Annotated in this window: 18 protein-coding genes; all 18 read left to right on the top strand. The window is 37.9% G+C overall.

The genetic code is table 11. From position 1 onward, the window contains the following. The first annotated feature begins 38 nt into the window (after nt 1-38). The 18 genes from JMX75_RS09420 to JMX75_RS09335 all read left to right on the top strand — a co-directional run bounded on the left by JMX75_RS09420 (nt 39) and on the right by JMX75_RS09335 (nt 16,739). A complete protein-coding gene (locus tag JMX75_RS09420) occupies nt 39-2,000 on the top strand; it encodes a polysaccharide biosynthesis protein (protein ID WP_201532122.1) in 1,962 nt (653 codons plus the stop codon). 63 nt (nt 2,001-2,063) lie between these two features. Next, nucleotides 2,064-3,341, top strand: coding sequence for a Vi polysaccharide biosynthesis UDP-N-acetylglucosamine C-6 dehydrogenase TviB (tviB, locus tag JMX75_RS09415; RefSeq protein ID WP_201532121.1), 1,278 nt, complete (start codon nt 2,064-2,066; stop codon nt 3,339-3,341). Between the two features lie 18 nt (nt 3,342-3,359). After that, nucleotides 3,360-4,313, top strand: a complete 954-nt coding sequence (locus tag JMX75_RS09410; RefSeq protein ID WP_201532120.1) for a Gfo/Idh/MocA family protein — start codon at nt 3,360-3,362, stop codon at nt 4,311-4,313. Nucleotides 4,314-4,317: 4 nt separating this feature from the next. Continuing rightward, nucleotides 4,318-4,878: a hypothetical protein gene (locus JMX75_RS09405; protein WP_201532140.1), complete on the top strand. Its 561-nt coding sequence runs from the start codon at nt 4,318-4,320 to the stop codon at nt 4,876-4,878. 2 nt (nt 4,879-4,880) lie between these two features. Next, nucleotides 4,881-5,972, top strand: coding sequence for a DegT/DnrJ/EryC1/StrS family aminotransferase (locus JMX75_RS09400; protein ID WP_201532139.1), 1,092 nt, complete (start codon nt 4,881-4,883; stop codon nt 5,970-5,972). 5 nt (nt 5,973-5,977) lie between these two features. Then, nucleotides 5,978-7,255, top strand: coding sequence for a lipopolysaccharide biosynthesis protein (locus tag JMX75_RS09395; protein WP_201532119.1), 1,278 nt, complete (start codon nt 5,978-5,980; stop codon nt 7,253-7,255). Nucleotides 7,256-7,721: 466 nt separating this feature from the next. Further along, nucleotides 7,722-8,000: a helix-turn-helix domain-containing protein gene (locus tag JMX75_RS09390; RefSeq protein ID WP_201532138.1), complete on the top strand. Its 279-nt coding sequence runs from the start codon at nt 7,722-7,724 to the stop codon at nt 7,998-8,000. A gap of 322 nt (nt 8,001-8,322) precedes the next feature. Further along, nucleotides 8,323-8,679 carry an IS630 transposase-related protein gene (locus JMX75_RS09385; RefSeq protein ID WP_201532118.1) on the top strand — a complete coding sequence of 119 codons (357 nt, stop codon included), beginning with the start codon at nt 8,323-8,325 and terminating at the stop codon, nt 8,677-8,679. Between the two features lie 212 nt (nt 8,680-8,891). Beyond that, nucleotides 8,892-9,332 (top strand): helix-turn-helix domain-containing protein, encoded by a 441-nt coding sequence (locus JMX75_RS09380; protein WP_201532117.1) that lies wholly within the window; start codon nt 8,892-8,894, stop codon nt 9,330-9,332. Beyond that, complete coding sequence (locus tag JMX75_RS09375; RefSeq protein WP_201532137.1) at nt 9,329-9,724, top strand: transposase family protein; 396 nt, start codon at nt 9,329-9,331, stop codon at nt 9,722-9,724. Before JMX75_RS09380 ends, JMX75_RS09375 begins: the two co-directional genes overlap by 4 nt. 212 nt (nt 9,725-9,936) lie before the next feature. Further along, a complete protein-coding gene (locus JMX75_RS09370) occupies nt 9,937-11,145 on the top strand; it encodes a hypothetical protein (RefSeq protein WP_201532116.1) in 1,209 nt (402 codons plus the stop codon). A gap of 172 nt (nt 11,146-11,317) precedes the next feature. Beyond that, nucleotides 11,318-12,451: a glycosyltransferase family 4 protein gene (locus JMX75_RS09365; RefSeq protein ID WP_201532115.1), complete on the top strand. Its 1,134-nt coding sequence runs from the start codon at nt 11,318-11,320 to the stop codon at nt 12,449-12,451. Continuing rightward, nucleotides 12,438-13,244: a glycosyltransferase gene (locus JMX75_RS09360; protein ID WP_201532114.1), complete on the top strand. Its 807-nt coding sequence runs from the start codon at nt 12,438-12,440 to the stop codon at nt 13,242-13,244. Before JMX75_RS09365 ends, JMX75_RS09360 begins: the two co-directional genes overlap by 14 nt. A 15-nt stretch (nt 13,245-13,259) precedes the next feature. Then, nucleotides 13,260-14,318, top strand: a complete 1,059-nt coding sequence (gene rfbB / locus JMX75_RS09355) for a dTDP-glucose 4,6-dehydratase (protein WP_201532113.1) — start codon at nt 13,260-13,262, stop codon at nt 14,316-14,318. After that, the gene (rfbA, locus tag JMX75_RS09350) at nt 14,319-15,191 is read left to right on the top strand and encodes a glucose-1-phosphate thymidylyltransferase RfbA (RefSeq protein WP_201532112.1); all 873 of its coding nucleotides are present in this window, start codon (nt 14,319-14,321) and stop codon (nt 15,189-15,191) included. Between the two features lie 2 nt (nt 15,192-15,193). Further along, on the top strand, nt 15,194-15,589 hold the full coding sequence (locus tag JMX75_RS09345) for a sugar 3,4-ketoisomerase (protein ID WP_201532111.1): 396 nt from the start codon (nt 15,194-15,196) through the stop codon (nt 15,587-15,589). Then, a complete protein-coding gene (locus JMX75_RS09340; RefSeq protein WP_201532110.1) occupies nt 15,586-16,320 on the top strand; it encodes an acyltransferase in 735 nt (244 codons plus the stop codon). The genes JMX75_RS09345 and JMX75_RS09340 overlap by 4 nt, the downstream gene beginning before the upstream one ends. After that, nucleotides 16,320-16,739 (top strand): MaoC family dehydratase, encoded by a 420-nt coding sequence (locus tag JMX75_RS09335; protein WP_201532109.1) that lies wholly within the window; start codon nt 16,320-16,322, stop codon nt 16,737-16,739. The genes JMX75_RS09340 and JMX75_RS09335 overlap by 1 nt, the downstream gene beginning before the upstream one ends. Nucleotides 16,740-16,747: the final 8 nt, after the last annotated feature.

Below are 16,747 nucleotides of genomic sequence, written 5' to 3'. Positions count from 1 at the left end.
ATTCTACCAAAATTCACGTTTTTAAGTGGTTGAGTGTTATGTCTACTAATTCAAAACCGTCAAGTGATTATCCATCACTTCATGGCAAAACTGGCTGGCTACAACGTATAGCCGAATACTTGTTATCGTTGCCCCGTAGTGTAAAACGAGCGATTTTACTCACTACAGACTTGGTAGCATCTTTAGTTTGCCTGTTCTTAGCGTTGTCGTTGCGCTATGGTGACATCGCTCATAACATTAGTCCTATCATATTATTATCTTATGGTACGCTGCCCATCGTCGGTTTATATTTGATTGGTTTTTATAAAGGCGTAGCACGTGGTTTTTTAGATACGGTGATGGGTAGTGTCGCAAAGCTATTCTTTGTGCTCATCGTTGTTTACGAGATTATCATCTATTTAAATCCTTCAGAAGATATACCGCGCTCCGTTCCCATTATCTTTCTATTTTTCTTCTTTATCTGGTTATGGAATAGTCGTCTTATTATTCGTGAGATTTTAATGCGCTGGAGCGGTAGAGCCCAGCGTCGCCTTAAAGACGATGGTGTTTATGATAATGTTGTTATTTACGGCGCCGGAGAGGCTGGTCGAGATTTATTAGAGGGTTTAAGAAACTCACATAAATATAATGTTGTGGCTTACGTTGATGATGATCCACAGCTTGCTGGTGCTTATTTGCTCGGTAAAAAGATTTATCCGGCTCATGATTTAGTAAGCTTAGTAGAAGAATTAGATATTGCGCAGGTATTTTTGGCTATTCCTTCAATCAGCCGCGCGCAAAAACGTCAGATTATAGACAAACTTTCAGGCATTGCGATAAAAATAAAAGAACTGCCCAGTCTAGAGGAAATCGCTGACGAAAAAGTGACTGTCAGTAGTATGCGCAAAGTGGATATCTTAGATGTGCTAGACAGACAGACTGTCGAACCTGATGAAAAATTGCTCCAACTAAATATTAAAGATAAGTGCGTGTTAGTTACAGGCGCTGGTGGTTCTATCGGTAGCGAGCTATGTCGTCAAGTAATCAAGAATAAGCCAAAATGCCTAGTACTCTATGAGCTGTCCGAGTTTGCGCTTTATAGCATCCATCAAGAGCTAACCATTAAGCAAGCAAATACGCCTGCTTATCAAGATATTAAAATTATTGCAGTCATCGGTAATGTCACCAATGAATCGAACCTGCTTAGAATATTGAATCTCTATAACATCCAAACGGTTTATCATGCGGCTGCTTATAAACATGTGCCAATGGTAGAGCACAATCCCTTTGAAGGCGTTATTAATAATACCAAAGGTACTTATCACTGCGCCCGAGCGGCGATTGCAGCAAATGTAGAAACATTTGTACTGATCTCGACTGATAAAGCTGTAAGACCGACCAATGTGATGGGCGCCTCTAAGCGTTTAGCAGAGTTGGTTTGCCAAGCGCTAAGCCAAACGGATAGCCAAACCTGTATCAGTATGGTGCGTTTTGGTAACGTACTCGGCTCATCGGGCTCTGTTGTACCGTTATTTACCAAGCAGATAGAGCAAGGTAAGCCGATTACGGTCACCCATCCTGATGTGACTCGTTACTTTATGACGATTCCAGAAGCGGCAAACTTGGTGATCCAAGCAGGTGCGATGGCATCGGGTGGTGAAGTGTTTGTCCTCGATATGGGCGAGCCAGTTAAAATCGTTGATTTGGCCCACCGAATGATTCATTTAAGTGGTTTTGATATTAAAGATGCTGCCCATCCTGAAGGTGATATCGAAGTCATCTTTACGGGTCTTAGAGCCGGAGAGAAGCTCTATGAAGAGCTGATCATCGGTGAAGATAATGTTGAGTCCACTGATCACCCTCTTATCATGCAAGCAATAGAGCATAGCTTCCCATTAGATGAGCTTGAATCAGTATTGTTTGAGCTGACTGAAAAACAAAAGCAATTCGATGTCCCTTGGCTAAAGCAACAATTTAAGCAGTTTGTAGCAGGTTATCAAGAAAGATCCAAAGCTCAATAGCTTTCAATAAGCACCTTAAATATATTATTTAAAACAAGTTGGTCAGATTAACAAAGGAATATTATGCTAGCTATCGATGACATAAAAATCGCGGTGATTGGGCTTGGTTATGTCGGTTTACCATTAGCGGTTGAGTTTGGTAAGTATCGCCCAGTAATCGGTTTCGATATCAATACTAAACGCGTGCAAGAGTTAAGAGATGGCTTCGATGGGACGCTTGAAGTCAACAGTGAAGAGCTCAAATCCGCTAGTTCACTAAAATTTACCACTGAACTAAATGATATTGCTGATTATAATTTTTATATCGTCACAGTACCGACGCCGATTGATGAAAATAATGCACCAGATCTTACGCCTTTAGAGAGTGCTTCTGCAGCGGTGGGAAAAGTTATAAAAGCTGGCGATATTGTGGTTTATGAGTCTACAGTCTACCCTGGTGCGACAGAAGAAATTTGTATTCCTATTATAGAGAAAATATCTGGTCTAACATTTAATCAAGATTTTTATGTTGGTTATAGCCCGGAACGTATCAATCCAGGTGATAAGGTAAATACCTTAACTAAAATCACTAAGATTACTTCAGGCTCAACACCAGAGGCGGCTGATTTAATCGATAGTCTTTATGCCTCTATTATTACTGCTGGTACTTATCGTGCAACGTCAATTAAAGTTGCTGAAGCTGCTAAGGTTATTGAAAATACGCAGCGCGACTTAAATATCGCTATCGTTAATGAGTTTGCTAAGATATTTAATATCATTGGTATAGATACGCAAGCGGTATTGGATGCTGCTGGTAGCAAATGGAACTTCCTTAAATTTAAGCCAGGTTTGGTTGGCGGGCATTGTATTAGTGTAGATCCCTATTATTTGACTCATAAAGCTCAAGAAGTTGGCTATCGACCAGAAGTTATCCTCGCCGGTAGGCGTATAAATGATGGAATGGGGCAATATGTCGCTACACAAATGGTCAAAAAACTAGCACGTAGTAAAATACATATCGATGAAGCAAAGGTATTGGTGCTTGGTTTTACCTTTAAAGGTGATTGCCCTGATACCCGTAATACCAAAGTCATTGATATTATCAAAGAGCTAAAAAGCTTTAATATTAATGTTGATGTCTATGATGATTGGGCTGATAAGCAAGAAGTGTTTGATCATTACGGGATAGAATTGATCAATGAGTTGCAAAAAGGCTATTACGATGGTGTCGTAGTTGCTGTTGATCACAGTAAGTACAAGCAGATGGGCGTGGTTGCAATTAGAGAATTGGCTAAATCAAGCCATGTTGTTTATGACGTTAAGCATGTATTCCAAGAAGGCGAAACAGATATTCGTTTATAAAAATTTAAGGATAGTAGAATGAAAAATTTTGCACTGATAGGCGCTGCTGGTTATATCGCTCCACGTCATATGAAAGCTATCAAAGAAACTGGTAATGAGTTATCTGTTGCTTATGATATTAATGATTCTGTGGGTATTATCGATAGTATCTCTCCTAGTAGTGAGTTCTTCACAGAGTTTGAACGTTTTAGCGATTATTGTTATCAGCTTAAGCGCGATACCGATAAAAAAATTGATATCGTCTCAATTTGTTCTCCCAACTATTTACATTATTCGCATATTGCTGCTGGTCTTAGGATGGGTGCAGACGTTATTTGTGAAAAACCATTGGTACCTACTGAAGCGGCACTTGATGAGTTAATAGCTGTTGAGAAAGAAACAGGGCATAAGGTCTATAACATACTTCAGCTCCGCCACCATGATGCGATATTAGAATTAAAAGATAAAATCGCTAATGCAAATCGTGCAGAAAAATATGAGGTAGAGCTTACGTATATTACCTCTCGCGGAAAATGGTATCTAGAGAGCTGGAAAGGCGAGCTAAATAAATCCTTTGGTATTGCGACCAATATTGGCGTGCACTTCTTCGACATGCTGCATTTTATATTCGGTGATTTAGTAGAAAGTGAAGTCTACTATACTGATGAGACTAAAGCTGGTGGCTATTTAGAGTATGATAAAGCTCGTGTACGTTGGTTCTTGTCTATTGATGCCAATGATTTACCCGAAAGTGTAAAAGGCAAGCAACCTACTTATCGCTCCATTGATATCGAGGGCGATGAGATTGAATTCTCAGGTGGATTTACTGATTTGCATACTATCTCGTATCAAGAAATTCTTGCAGGGCGTGGCTATGGCTTAGAAGATGCACGGTTTGGTGTAAAAACGGTTGAAAATATCCGTTATGCCAAAGACTCTACTACAGATGAGTCTAGATTACATCCGAATGTCAAAAAACTGTTGATAGGATAGTAAGATGAACAATAATGTGCAAATACATCCTTCAGCAGTCATTCATGATGATGTTGTCATTGAAGATGATGTTTATATAGGACCTAACTGTATTATAGGCTATCCACCCGAAGATAAATCTGTGTTTCCTGAAACGCCCTATACCGTTCATATAGGTTCAGGTACAAAAGTTACTGGAAATGTGACTATTGATGCTGGAACTATCAGGAACACATATATTGGCAATGACTGTTTTTTGATGAAAGGTGCTTATGTAGCGCATGATGTCATTATTGGGAACAAAGTCACGCTATCTAGCCACGTAATGCTTGGAGGCCATGTAGAGGTCATGGAGGGCTCTAACTTAGGTATGGGCTGTATTGTCCATCAGCGTCAAAAGATTTGGCCTTATTGTATGATTGGTATGGGGGCAATTATAACTAAAAAGCTGGTTGTTGAGCCTTTCTCTATATATGCTGGCAACCCAGCAAAGAAAATAGGAAAGAATGATAGAGGTGTTGAGAAAAGCGGACTTGATGAACATACCATGACTTCTATACAAGAAAAATTCAACGCAAGCAGGTGATTATTATGCAGTTTATTGATCTGATCGCACAACAAGACAGAATAAAAGACAAACTAGATGTCAACATCCAAAAGGTATTGGCTCATGGTCAGTATATTTTAGGTCCTGAAGTACATGAGCTTGAGGAAAAGTTAGCAGCATATACGGGTGCTAAATACTGTATCACTTGTGCCAATGGTACTGATGCGCTACAAATCGCCCAAATGGCATTTGGTATCGGTCCTGGAGATGAGGTCATCACGCCAGGATTCACTTATATTGCAACAGCAGAGACGGTTGCAGTACTAGGTGCCAAGCCTATCTATGTCGATATCAATCCAAGAACTTATAACTTAGATGTCGAGCAGCTTGAAGCGGCCATTACACCACGTACCAAAGCCATTATCGGGGTTAGCCTATATGGCCAGTGTGCAGACTATGATGCTATCAATGCTATCGCTGCCAAACATGATATCCCAGTCATTGAAGATGCCGCACAGAGCTTTGGTGCTACTTACAAGAGTAAGAAGTCTTGTAATTTAACGACGGTAGCCTGTACCAGCTTTTTCCCTAGTAAACCATTAGGTTGCTACGGTGATGGTGGTGCTATCTTTACCAATGATGAGGCGCTGGCGACCCTAATACGACAAATAGCACGTCATGGTCAAGATCGCCGCTATCATCATATCAGAGTCGGTGTGAATAGTCGGTTAGATACCTTACAAGCAGCTATACTACTTCCTAAGCTTGAAATCTTAGATGATGAGATGCAAGCACGTCAGCATGTAGCAGAGACGTACAATCAGCTCTTCACTGAAGCGGGCATTACTACTATACCCTTTATCGAAGCACACAATCAGAGTGCATGGGCGCAATATACCATTCAGGTTGATAATCGTGATGAGGTGCAAGCGAAGCTAAAAGAGCAAGGTGTCCCTACAGCCGTACACTATCCTATACCGTTAAATAAGCAGCCTGCGGTTGCAGATACAAATGCAGTACTACCAGTAGGTGATGCGGTCGCTGAGCGGGTAATGAGTTTGCCGATGCATCCTTATGTAAAGGAAAAGCAGCAAGATAAAATTATTAGCGCGCTCCAACAGGTGCTTATCTAAAACTAATGGATATATTTAAACAGAAGATCAAAACCTTATTCCAAGGAAGCTTTGTTAGAAATGTTAGCATGTTGGTAGGAGGAACAGCTTTTGCCCAGTTAATAACAATAATATTGCTTCCAGTATTAACTAGACTGTATTCACCTGAAGACTTTGGTGTACTAGCTGTATATCTTTCATTTGTGTCACTTATTTCTGTTGTTTCTTGCTTGCGTTTGGAGATAGCGATACCAATACCAAAGGAAGATAAAGATGCTTTGGTCCTGTTCGTTCTATCTCTAGGTAGTGTAGTCGTAATAACACTATTAACAGTTGTTGGAACGATTTTATTTTCTAAGCAAATATATCTAGCAACTGAAGGAAAGCTAGAAGGTTATGTGTGGCTGATACCATTAAGTGTGTTTTTTTCAGGCATTTATGCGGCGTTACAGTATTGGGCTACAAGACATAAGGCATTTTCTTTAGTTGCTAAAACTCGCTTGAGTCAGGCAGTTGGCGGTAGCAGTACGCAAATTGGATTGGGATATGCTGGATTGGGACCTCTTGGGTTGTTAATTGGTCAATTGGTAAGCATCGGTGCAGGAATTATAGGATTAAGTCGTTACTTTATAAAAAACAGTAGTTCTTTACTTCGGGATGTTAAATTTAGTGAATTAAAATCTGTTTTTAAGCAATATGATCGATTTCCTAAGTATTCTACTTGGGAGGCATTTGCAAACTCTGGTGCTATGCAGATACCAGTAATTTTAATCGCTTACTATGCGGTGAGCGCTGAAGCTGGGTTTTTGATGCTAGCAATGCGCCTACTGTCTGCACCAATGAGTTTAATAGGCGGGGCAGTAGGGCAAGTATATTTGGCAGAAGCCTCTGAAAAAAACTATGAAGGTCAGCTACGTCAGTTTACTCATAACACAGTCAGGGCTTTAGCGAAGATAGGTACTCCAACAATTATATTCGCTGGCATGGCTGCCCCATTTTTAATCCCTATTATTTTTGGTAAAGAGTGGCAACGTGCGGGTATATTAATAGCGTGGATGTCTCCTTGGTTTTTAATGCAGTTCATAACTTCTCCGGTGTCAATGGCTTTGCATATAACCAATAACCCAAAGATAGCGATGTTACTTCAGTTTTTTGGGTTATTATTAAGAGTGGGCGGGGTTGTAATATCAGGTCTATACTACAGAAGTTATATTGTAGAAGTTTACGCAATTACTGGTTTTATTTTTTATTCAATATACTTGTTTGTGGTTCTATCTGTTTTAAGTTATTTACCAAAAAAATAAAATAATTATTAAAATATAAAGTATTATCAATTTTCTATATTTGAAGCTCTAACCAATTCTGTATGTTTTCAATTACTCGGTTGTTATAATTGCATTATTAGCAGAAAAGAATGGAGCTGACTATCTAATGATAGCTACGCAGCTCATGAATATGACTATGAGCTTTGTAGAAAGTGCAATTGCTCAGGTATATCTTACGCATGCTGCAGAGAAATATAAAAATAGTCAACTGAGGCAATAGACCTCTTGCAAAAGTAGTAGAAGATTTTACAATAACTTATATATTCACAACTGGCTAGGAACCATGCCAAATATAGATAAGCTTCTCAAACAAAATAATGCTGGCTTTAAACTCTACACAGGCATTCATAAAGCGACTTTCCATAAAATGTTAGATACTATGCAGCAGCATGAAGCAAAAAAGACTAAATTAGGACGACCAAGCGCGATTAGTCTTTAGGAACAAATATTACTGGCCCTGGCTTATTGGCGTGAATATCGGACGCTATACCACATCAGTACGGACTTTGGTATTCATGAGTCCTCTGCCAGCCGTATCATTCATAAAATGGAAGATGTTCTTGTTGATTCAGATAGGTTTGAATTGCCTAAAAAGCTGCCTATTAGAGTTAATGACGATATTAATTGGTCAGTCGTCATTGTTGATGCCACCGAAACCCCAATTGAGCGTCCAAAAGAAACCAAAGAGACTACTACAGCGGTAAGAAAAAACAACATACCTTAAAAAAAGCTCAAGTTATCGTTCATTGGCAAACCGGTTTGATATTAGATATTCAAAGGGTCAATCCACGATTCTAAGCTGTATAAAGATACTTGTCCTGATTGGCTTCCTGACAACGTTAAATTACTAGCAGGTAGCGGCTATCAGGGAATTGCAATTCTACATAAACAAACCTTTACCCCCCTTTAAAAAATCATGTAGGGGTCAGCTGTTAGAGATATGCAAACAATCCAATCACTATCTGGCGAAGTTTCGTATTACATAGTCAATTCCACCTAAAAGTGTTATAAACTAATTATCAAACCCAATTGTTATCATAAAGCTCATGACTTACTCACTAGATTTTCGCAAACAGGTACTAAAAACCTTAGACGAGGGTATGACCTTTGCCGAGGCGGCTGGTTTTTACAATCTCAGTCCAACCACTATACAGAATTGGAAGCGGCGTGTTCATAGTAAAACAACCAGACAAACCAAACCCTATAAAATACCAGATGACGTGCTACTTAATGACGTTAAAGAACATCCAGATGATTACCAGTATGAGCGAGCACGTCGTCTAAACTGTAGTAAAACAGGCATTTATCATGCCCTAAAGCGCCTAGGCATCAGTCAAAAAAAAGACCTTAGAACATCCAAAAGCCTGTCCAATCAAAAGAGCGATATATTACAGCAAGCTTGATACTTTTAAACAACAAGTCTATCCCATCGTCTATATGGATGAAAGCGGCTTTGAGCACGAGACCATTCGCTCTCATGGTTATGCACCGATTGGTAAGCCTTGTATCGATAGCTACAACTGGCAAGGTAAAAAGCGAACCAACGTTATTAGACCTCTTGCAAAAGTAGCAAAGGGAATTAAAATAAGAAGACACTCATAACTTTTTAGGAACCATGCCAAACATAGATAAGCTACTCAAACAAAGTGACGCTGGTTTTAAACGCTATACAGGCATTCATAAAGCCACCTTTTATGACATGCTTGAGGCCATGCAAGAGCATGAAGCATCTAAAACCAAATCAGGCAGACCAAGCGTGCTCAGTCTTAAAGCACAAATACTATTAGCCCTGACTTATTGGCGTGAATACCGCACGCTTTATCATATCAGTATGGACTTTGGTATTCATGAGTCTTCTGCTAGTCGTATCATCCGTAAAGTAGAAGACATCCTGATTGACTCTGGTAAGTTTGAATTGCCCAAAAAGCTCCCTAATCGCGTCGATGATGACATCAATTGGAGCGTCGTCATTGTTGATGCGAACGAAACCCCAATTGAGCGTCCAAAAAAAACCAAAGAGACTACTACAGCGGTAAGAAAAAACAACACACCTTGAAAGCGCAGGTTATCGTTCATTGGCAAACAGGGTTGATACTTAATGTACAAACCTGCAAAGGGTCAATCCACGATTTTAAGCTGTATAAAGATACTTGTCCTGATTGGCTTCCTGACAATGCTAAATTACTAGCAGATAGTGGTTATCAGGGTATAGCAAAGCTACATAAGCAAACCTTCACCCCTTTTAAAAAGCCACGTGGTGGTCAGTTACTGGAGATATGCAAACAGGCCAATCACTATCTGGCAAAGTTCCGTATTGTGGTTGAGCACAAAATAGGCTTAATCAAGTTGTTCAAAATCGTGGCTCATAAATATCGTAACCGTCGTCAGCGCTATGATCTTAGAATGAAGCTGTTTGCTGGTATCATTAATTTCGAGCTAAACCTATGAATTTTACAAGAGGTCTAATATAATTATCATTATATATGAACATTACGGAACTGGGTCGATCTTACAATCATGAGGAGTTTTATTAAAGTTAGATGACTGTTGTTATTAAGTCAACACTACAATAATTACTTTCCTAAATTATAATAATTTTTTAAAGTTATTTTCTGACATGTGTTTTGAATACAGGTTTTTTTTACTTTAAGGAAGTTGTCTTGAATATCAAAAAGAAACTAATAGATGACTATCTTGCTTATATAAGTAGTTTTACTATTATTCTACTATTTCCAGGGTTTGCTCTATATAATACGTTAGTTGCTTATGGTTTTATTACACCTATTTTTGGTGGGTTTTTTGGTTTATTTAGTGTGATCTATCTTATTTTAGTATTACCTATGCTTTTAAGATTACCAGTTTTTTTAGATAATAAATCTTTAGGTTATTTTATAATTCTGATTTTTTTATATGTTTATATATTTCTATTTTCTACTACTAATTACTTATTAGATTCAAGAGCAGGGATTGAAGACGCATATTTTCAGATTATTGAAACTATGACTCTAACATTGGCTATTTTCTTTATAGGGTTTTTCGTAGACTTAAACCAAAAAATATATAAGATTTTACTTTATACTATTCTAGTATCTGCAGCTTTACTCTTGTTCTATTTTTTAAAGACAGGACAGGTTATGTTTTATGCCAAGTCTTTTGCAGATGATAACGCTACAGAATATGTCTCAACATACCAAGGTTACGCTCGGAGTGCTATAATAACTTCATTAATTGTTTTAAGTATGACGAATAGGTTAGCTAGATATCTTTTTATCTATATGTTATCTATTTTTATTTTGTTTATTTTAGGCGCTCGTTCAGAGTTTGTTGGTTTGGTTCTTTCTGGTACTTTATTACTATTGTTAAGATTTAAAATAAATATTATTCAATTTCTGAAATTATTATCTTTTTGTGTATTAGGGCTTATAGTCTTATACTTTAGTTATGATAGCTTTTCTGGTGGTAGAGGCGCTCAAGTTTTTGATCTCGCTAATGATACTTCGTGGGAAGCTCGAAAGAGTTTAGAACAAATAGGGCTGAATCAAATAATTCAACACCCCATTTTGGGCTATTTTGGAGGACATATCTTAGAAGGAGGCTCCAGAGGAAGCTATATTCATAATGTGCTTTCAGTCTGGGCAGGATTTGGTCTCATTAGTTTTATCCTATACGTTTTACTGTGCTTTATACCATTTTTTCATTGTATTCTTATTGCTTTGAAAGATAAGCAACAGACAGATAAGTTCTACTTTTGTCTTAGTCTTAGTTCTGTAGTAGTATTATTGATCTTATTTTCCAAATCATTTTTTTGGGTGCTACCTGGGTTTGTATGGGGTTTATATCTTAGTATAAATAGAAGTAGAGTAAAATAATTAATTTTTAAAAATTGGGTTTATAAAAAATATGCTATTTAATAAAACCTGCAAACCTGAGGTTTTTACTGTTGCAAAGATTGATAAAATGATGAAGTTAAAAATAAGAAAGACTCTTAAAGTGTTGGAGTGATTTTTAAGATTGTTGATATTATAAATAAGGAATACCTAGGTGGAAAAAATAGTTCATATGACGTCAGTACATAGCCGTTATGATATAAGAATATTTTTAAAGCAATGTGTAACATTATCGGACTTCGGTTATGATGTGTATCTTGTTGTTGCAGATGGTTTGGGAGATGAAATTAAGGATGGAGTCAAAATACTGGATGTTGGATGTAGTGATTCGGGGCGCTTAAATCGTATTTTCAAGACTACCAAAAAAGTTTATGTAAAAGCCTTAGAATTAGACGCAGATTTATACCAATTTCATGATCCAGAACTTATGCCTATAGGCCTAAAGCTTAAAAGAAAAACCAACTCTATTGTAATATTCGATTCTCATGAGGATGTTCCAAAACAGTTACTTAGTAAGCACTATTTAAACAAAGTATCTAGAGTGGTTTTATCTAAGTCTTTTCAAGCTTATCAAATTTGGAGTTGTAAAAAGATTAGTGCAGTTATTACATCTACTCCTTCGATTCGTCAAGGTTTTGAAAAACATAATATTTTGGCAATGGATATAAGAAACTATCCTATATTGAAGGAATTCAATAATATCCATGTTGATTGGTCTATGAAAAGTTGTCGTATATGTTACATAGGTGGACTTGAGAGAAACCGAGGAATATACGAGATTCTTGATAGTGCACTTTTAGTAAATAATGATTTTATACTAAGTTTTGCTGGTAGCTTCTCTGATACACATTTTGAATCAGAAGTAAAAGAGCATTTTTACTGGCAATCAGTAGATGACCGCGGATGGTTGAGCCGTGATGGAGTGAGCTCACTTTTAAATGATTCTTTTGCTGGCTTAGTCACTTTGCAACCTGCAGTTAACTTCATCGATTCACTACCAATTAAAATGTTTGAATATATGGCAGCGGGATTGCCAGTAATAGCTTCTAATTTTCTTTTGTGGAATGAAATTATCGAAAACGAAAAATGCGGGCTCTGTATAGACCCCCTTAACCCTAAGGAAATAGCTCAAGCAATAGATTATTTGATTGAAAACCCTAAGATAGCAGAGCGTATGGGAAAGAACGGCAGAAAGGCTGTGTTAGATAAGTATAACTGGACAATCGAAGCTGAGAAGCTATTACAGTTTTACGCTTCACTACTAGGTAAATATAATGAAAAAAAATGATATTTTAGTAAGTGTTATAATACCGTCATATAATCACGTTGATTATATAGAAAAATCTATTAGAAGTGTGATTGAGCAAACCTATAAAAATATCCAGCTAATTGTGATTGATGACGGGTCTAATGATGGTTCTATAGAATTGCTTTCAAAGCTCGAGAAAGAGCTTGGTTTTATGCTAGTTTTACAAGAAAATTCAGGTGTATGTAAAACCCTTAATAGAGGTATACAAGATTTCTCTAAAGGAGGGTTGTTATGTATGCTAGCATCAGACGACTATTTCCACCCTATGAAAATCGAGAAACAGGTCGAAGTGCTAAAAAACAACAATAAATCTGAGTTTTGTTATACTCAGGCTATTGAGTTTGATTCAGATACAGGAAGAGAGTTAAGAGTTTTTCCTAAGAAAGATTTTACTGGTCAAGTTTTGAATAAGCTTCTCTTACGACAACCTTATGCTGCTGGTAGCATTATGTTTACCAGAAACTTATATGACAAAGTCGGGGGCTTCGATTCTAATCTCAAATATGAAGATTGGGATTTTTCTATCCGGTGTGCTGCTAATACCGATTTTTCTTGTGTAGCTGAACCTCTTTTCTATTATAGATCTCATGAAAACAATAGTATGAAAACTTTGAGTCGGCGTGAAATATTTCATGGTAAAGCAATGATTCTTTCAAAGAATTATGCTCTCGCAGAACCTCATATTTGGATTTCGTCTATACTATCTCATTTTGCATATGATCATGGCCATAAGTTTCTTAAACACCTTAGTATTAGAGAGTTAGTTAATTAACTCAGGACTCTGTATATGAAAATACTCATTACTGGTGGCGCAGGCTTTATTGGTTCTGCTGTTATCCGCCATATTATCCGTAGTACGGACGACGAAGTTTTAAACATTGATAAATTAACCTATGCGGGTAACTTGGAATCCCTCAAAGAAATTGATCAGAGTGCTAGATATGAGTTTCAACAGATTGATATCTGTGATAAAGAGGCATTGGAGCAAGCATTCGATAGCTTTCAACCCAATCTTGTCATGCATTTAGCAGCAGAGTCACATGTTGACCGATCTATCGATGGACCAGCTGAATTTATTAATACCAACATCGTAGGCACTTACCATTTATTAGAGGTGGCACGTCAATACTGGCAAACGCTTGATGACCTAGATAAGCAAAAGTTTAAGTTTCATCATATTTCTACCGATGAAGTTTATGGCGATTTAGAAGGCACGACTGATTTATTTACAGAATCTACCCCATATGCGCCAAGTTCACCTTATTCAGCAAGTAAAGCTAGCTCAGACCATTTAGTTCGAGCTTGGCATCGTACTTATGGTTTTCCTATTTTAGTTACTAACTGCTCTAATAATTATGGTCCTTACCATTTTCCTGAAAAGCTTATTCCGTTGGTTATCTTAAATGCTCTAGATGGCAAAGCACTGCCTATCTATGGCAAAGGCAATCAAATACGTGATTGGTTGTTTGTAGAAGATCATGCGCGTGCTTTATACAAAGTGGTCACTGAAGGGAAGATTGGTGAGACTTATAATATCGGCGGACATAACGAAAAGCAAAATATAGAAGTTGTCAAAACGATTTGTCACATCTTAGATGAACTAAAACCACAGGCAAATGGTCAGCCGTACGAATCATTAATCACCTTTGTAAAAGACCGCCCAGGGCATGACTTACGCTATGCAATCGATGCCAGCAAAATTGCCAATGAATTAAATTGGACACCGACAGAGACGTTTGATAGTGGCATCAGAAAAACGGTCGAATGGTATTTGAATAATATGGAGTGGTGCAGCCGCGTTCAAGATGGCAGCTATCAACGTGAAAGACTAGGAGCAGGTGAATAAATGAATACTAAAGGTATTATTTTAGCAGGGGGTTCAGGTACACGTCTGTATCCCATTACTAAAGGCGTCTCTAAGCAGCTGCTCCCTATCTATGATAAACCGATGATTTATTATCCGTTATCTGTATTGATGCTCGCAGGTATCCGTGAGGTGCTAATCATTAGCACACCAGATGATATAGACGGTTTTAAGCGCTTACTTGGTGACGGTCAAGAGCTTGGTATCGATATCAGTTATGCGGTTCAGCCTAGTCCAGACGGTTTGGCGCAAGCCTTTATTATCGGCGAAGATTTTATTGGCGATAGTAATGTCTGTTTAGTGCTTGGGGATAATATCTTTTATGGTCAAGGCTTTACTCCATTGCTCCATCAAGCAGTCAATCGTCAAAAAGGCGCAACCGTCTTTGGCTATCAAGTTAAAGATCCAGAGCGTTTTGGCGTCGTGGCATTCGATGAAGATAAGCGCGCTATTTCGATAGAAGAAAAGCCTGTCAAGCCTAAATCTAATTATGCAGTAACAGGTCTATATTTTTATGATAATGATGTTATAGAGATTGCGAAAAAAGTTAAGCCTTCTGAGCGAGGCGAAGTTGAGATTACTACCGTCAATCAAATGTATATGGAACGTGGTGATCTAAATGTGGAGCTGCTAGGTCGTGGATTTGCATGGCTAGATACCGGCACACATGAAAGTTTACTAGAAGCAGCGCAGTTTGTAGAGACCATTGAAAAGCGTCAAGGCTATAAGGTTGCTTGTTTAGAAGAGATTGCTCTCAATAACGGCTGGTTGACCAAACAACAAGTGGCTGAGATTGGTCAAACGATGAGTAAAAATGCATATGGTCAGTATCTAATGTCTTTAACAAGTGAATAGTCATGAGTTTAATAAAGCTAGTTGATTTACCAAGTTTTGGTGATGAAAGAGGTGGCTTGATCGCGATTGAGTCTGAGCAATCCATCCCATTTCAAATAAAGCGTTTGTATTATATATTTGGCACTCAGTCAGGAGTCTCGCGTGGTTTCCATGCGCATCACAGCCTAAAACAGATTGCGGTCTGTGTCAAAGGCAGCTGTCGTATGATCCTAGATGATGGACAGCATCGAGAGGAGGTTTGGCTCGATACACCGAATAAAGGGTTATTGATTGGGGATTTGGTATGGCGAGAAATGCATGATTTTAGTGATGATTGTGTGCTCTTAGTATTGGCTAGTGAGCATTATGATGAAGCTGATTATATTCGTGATTATAAAGAATTTTTGAGGTGTTTATGAGCATTCATGCAACGGCAATAGTATCCGACAAAGCTATCATTGGAAATAATGTAGAAATCGGTGCTTATACAATTATTTATGACAATGTGGAGATTTCTGATAATACAGTTATTGAAGCGTTTTGCGAGATAGGCGTTTCCAATCATTTATCAAATAGAAATAAATTATATATAGGTCCAAACTCGCATATCAGGTCGCATAGTGTTTTCTATGAAGGATCTGTATTTTTAGAGTCATTAGTGACAGGTCATCGAGTTACTGTAAGAGAGAAAATTAAAGCTGGAAAAAACTTACAAATAGGGACTTTGTCTGACTTACAAGGCCATTGTGAAATAGGTGATTTTGTCCGTTTCCACAGCAATGTTCATATTGGTCAGAAAAGTAAAATTGGTAGTTATGTATGGATTTTTCCTTATGTCGTGCTGACCAATGACCCTCATCCACCTAGTGATACTTTACTTGGCGTGACTGTTGAAGATTACGCCGTTATAGCAACAATGAGTGTCGTACTACCGGGAGCTTATATTAGGAAGGGTTGTTTAATCGGCGCTCATTCTTCTATAAAAGGTGATACAGAAGAAGATATGATTTATGCAGGCTCCCCCGCTAAGAAGATATGTCCAACGTCTAAGATTAAATTACATGATGGCAGCGGAGATGCTTATCCATGGCGTAAGCACTTCCATCGTGGTTATCCAGAAGATTTGGTCAGAACTTGGATAAGTGAATAATGCATATAAAAACGTCTTTTACGATAACAGAAATTACAATAGGGATGACAGCATCTTATAGTCAAACTATAAGTGATGCAGACGTAAAAGCGTTCGCTGGCATTTCAGGTGATCACAATCCTGTACATCTAAGTGAGGAATATGCAGAAAATTCTCGCTTTAAAAATAGAATTGCTCATGGTTTATTAACAGCTAGTTTTTTCTCTGCAATATTTGGAACCAAACTTCCAGGTGAAGGATGTGTGTATGCAGGTCAAAACTTACAATTTAAAAAACCCGTATATTTAGGCGATACTGTCGTCGCAAAAGTCACTGTGATTGCTATAGATGTACTTAAAAAGCGAGTAACCTTTGAAACTGTCTGCACTGTTAAAAATAGAGTGGTTACAACAGGCACTGCCGAAATATTTATCCCATAGGTATATAA

It is taken from the genome of Psychrobacter sp. LFX-11D, assembly GCF_904846475.1.
Classification (GTDB): domain Bacteria; phylum Pseudomonadota; class Gammaproteobacteria; order Pseudomonadales; family Moraxellaceae; genus Psychrobacter; species Psychrobacter cryohalolentis.
Note: the sequence above shows the minus strand (reverse complement) of the source record. Positions and strands in the feature narration are given on the sequence as shown.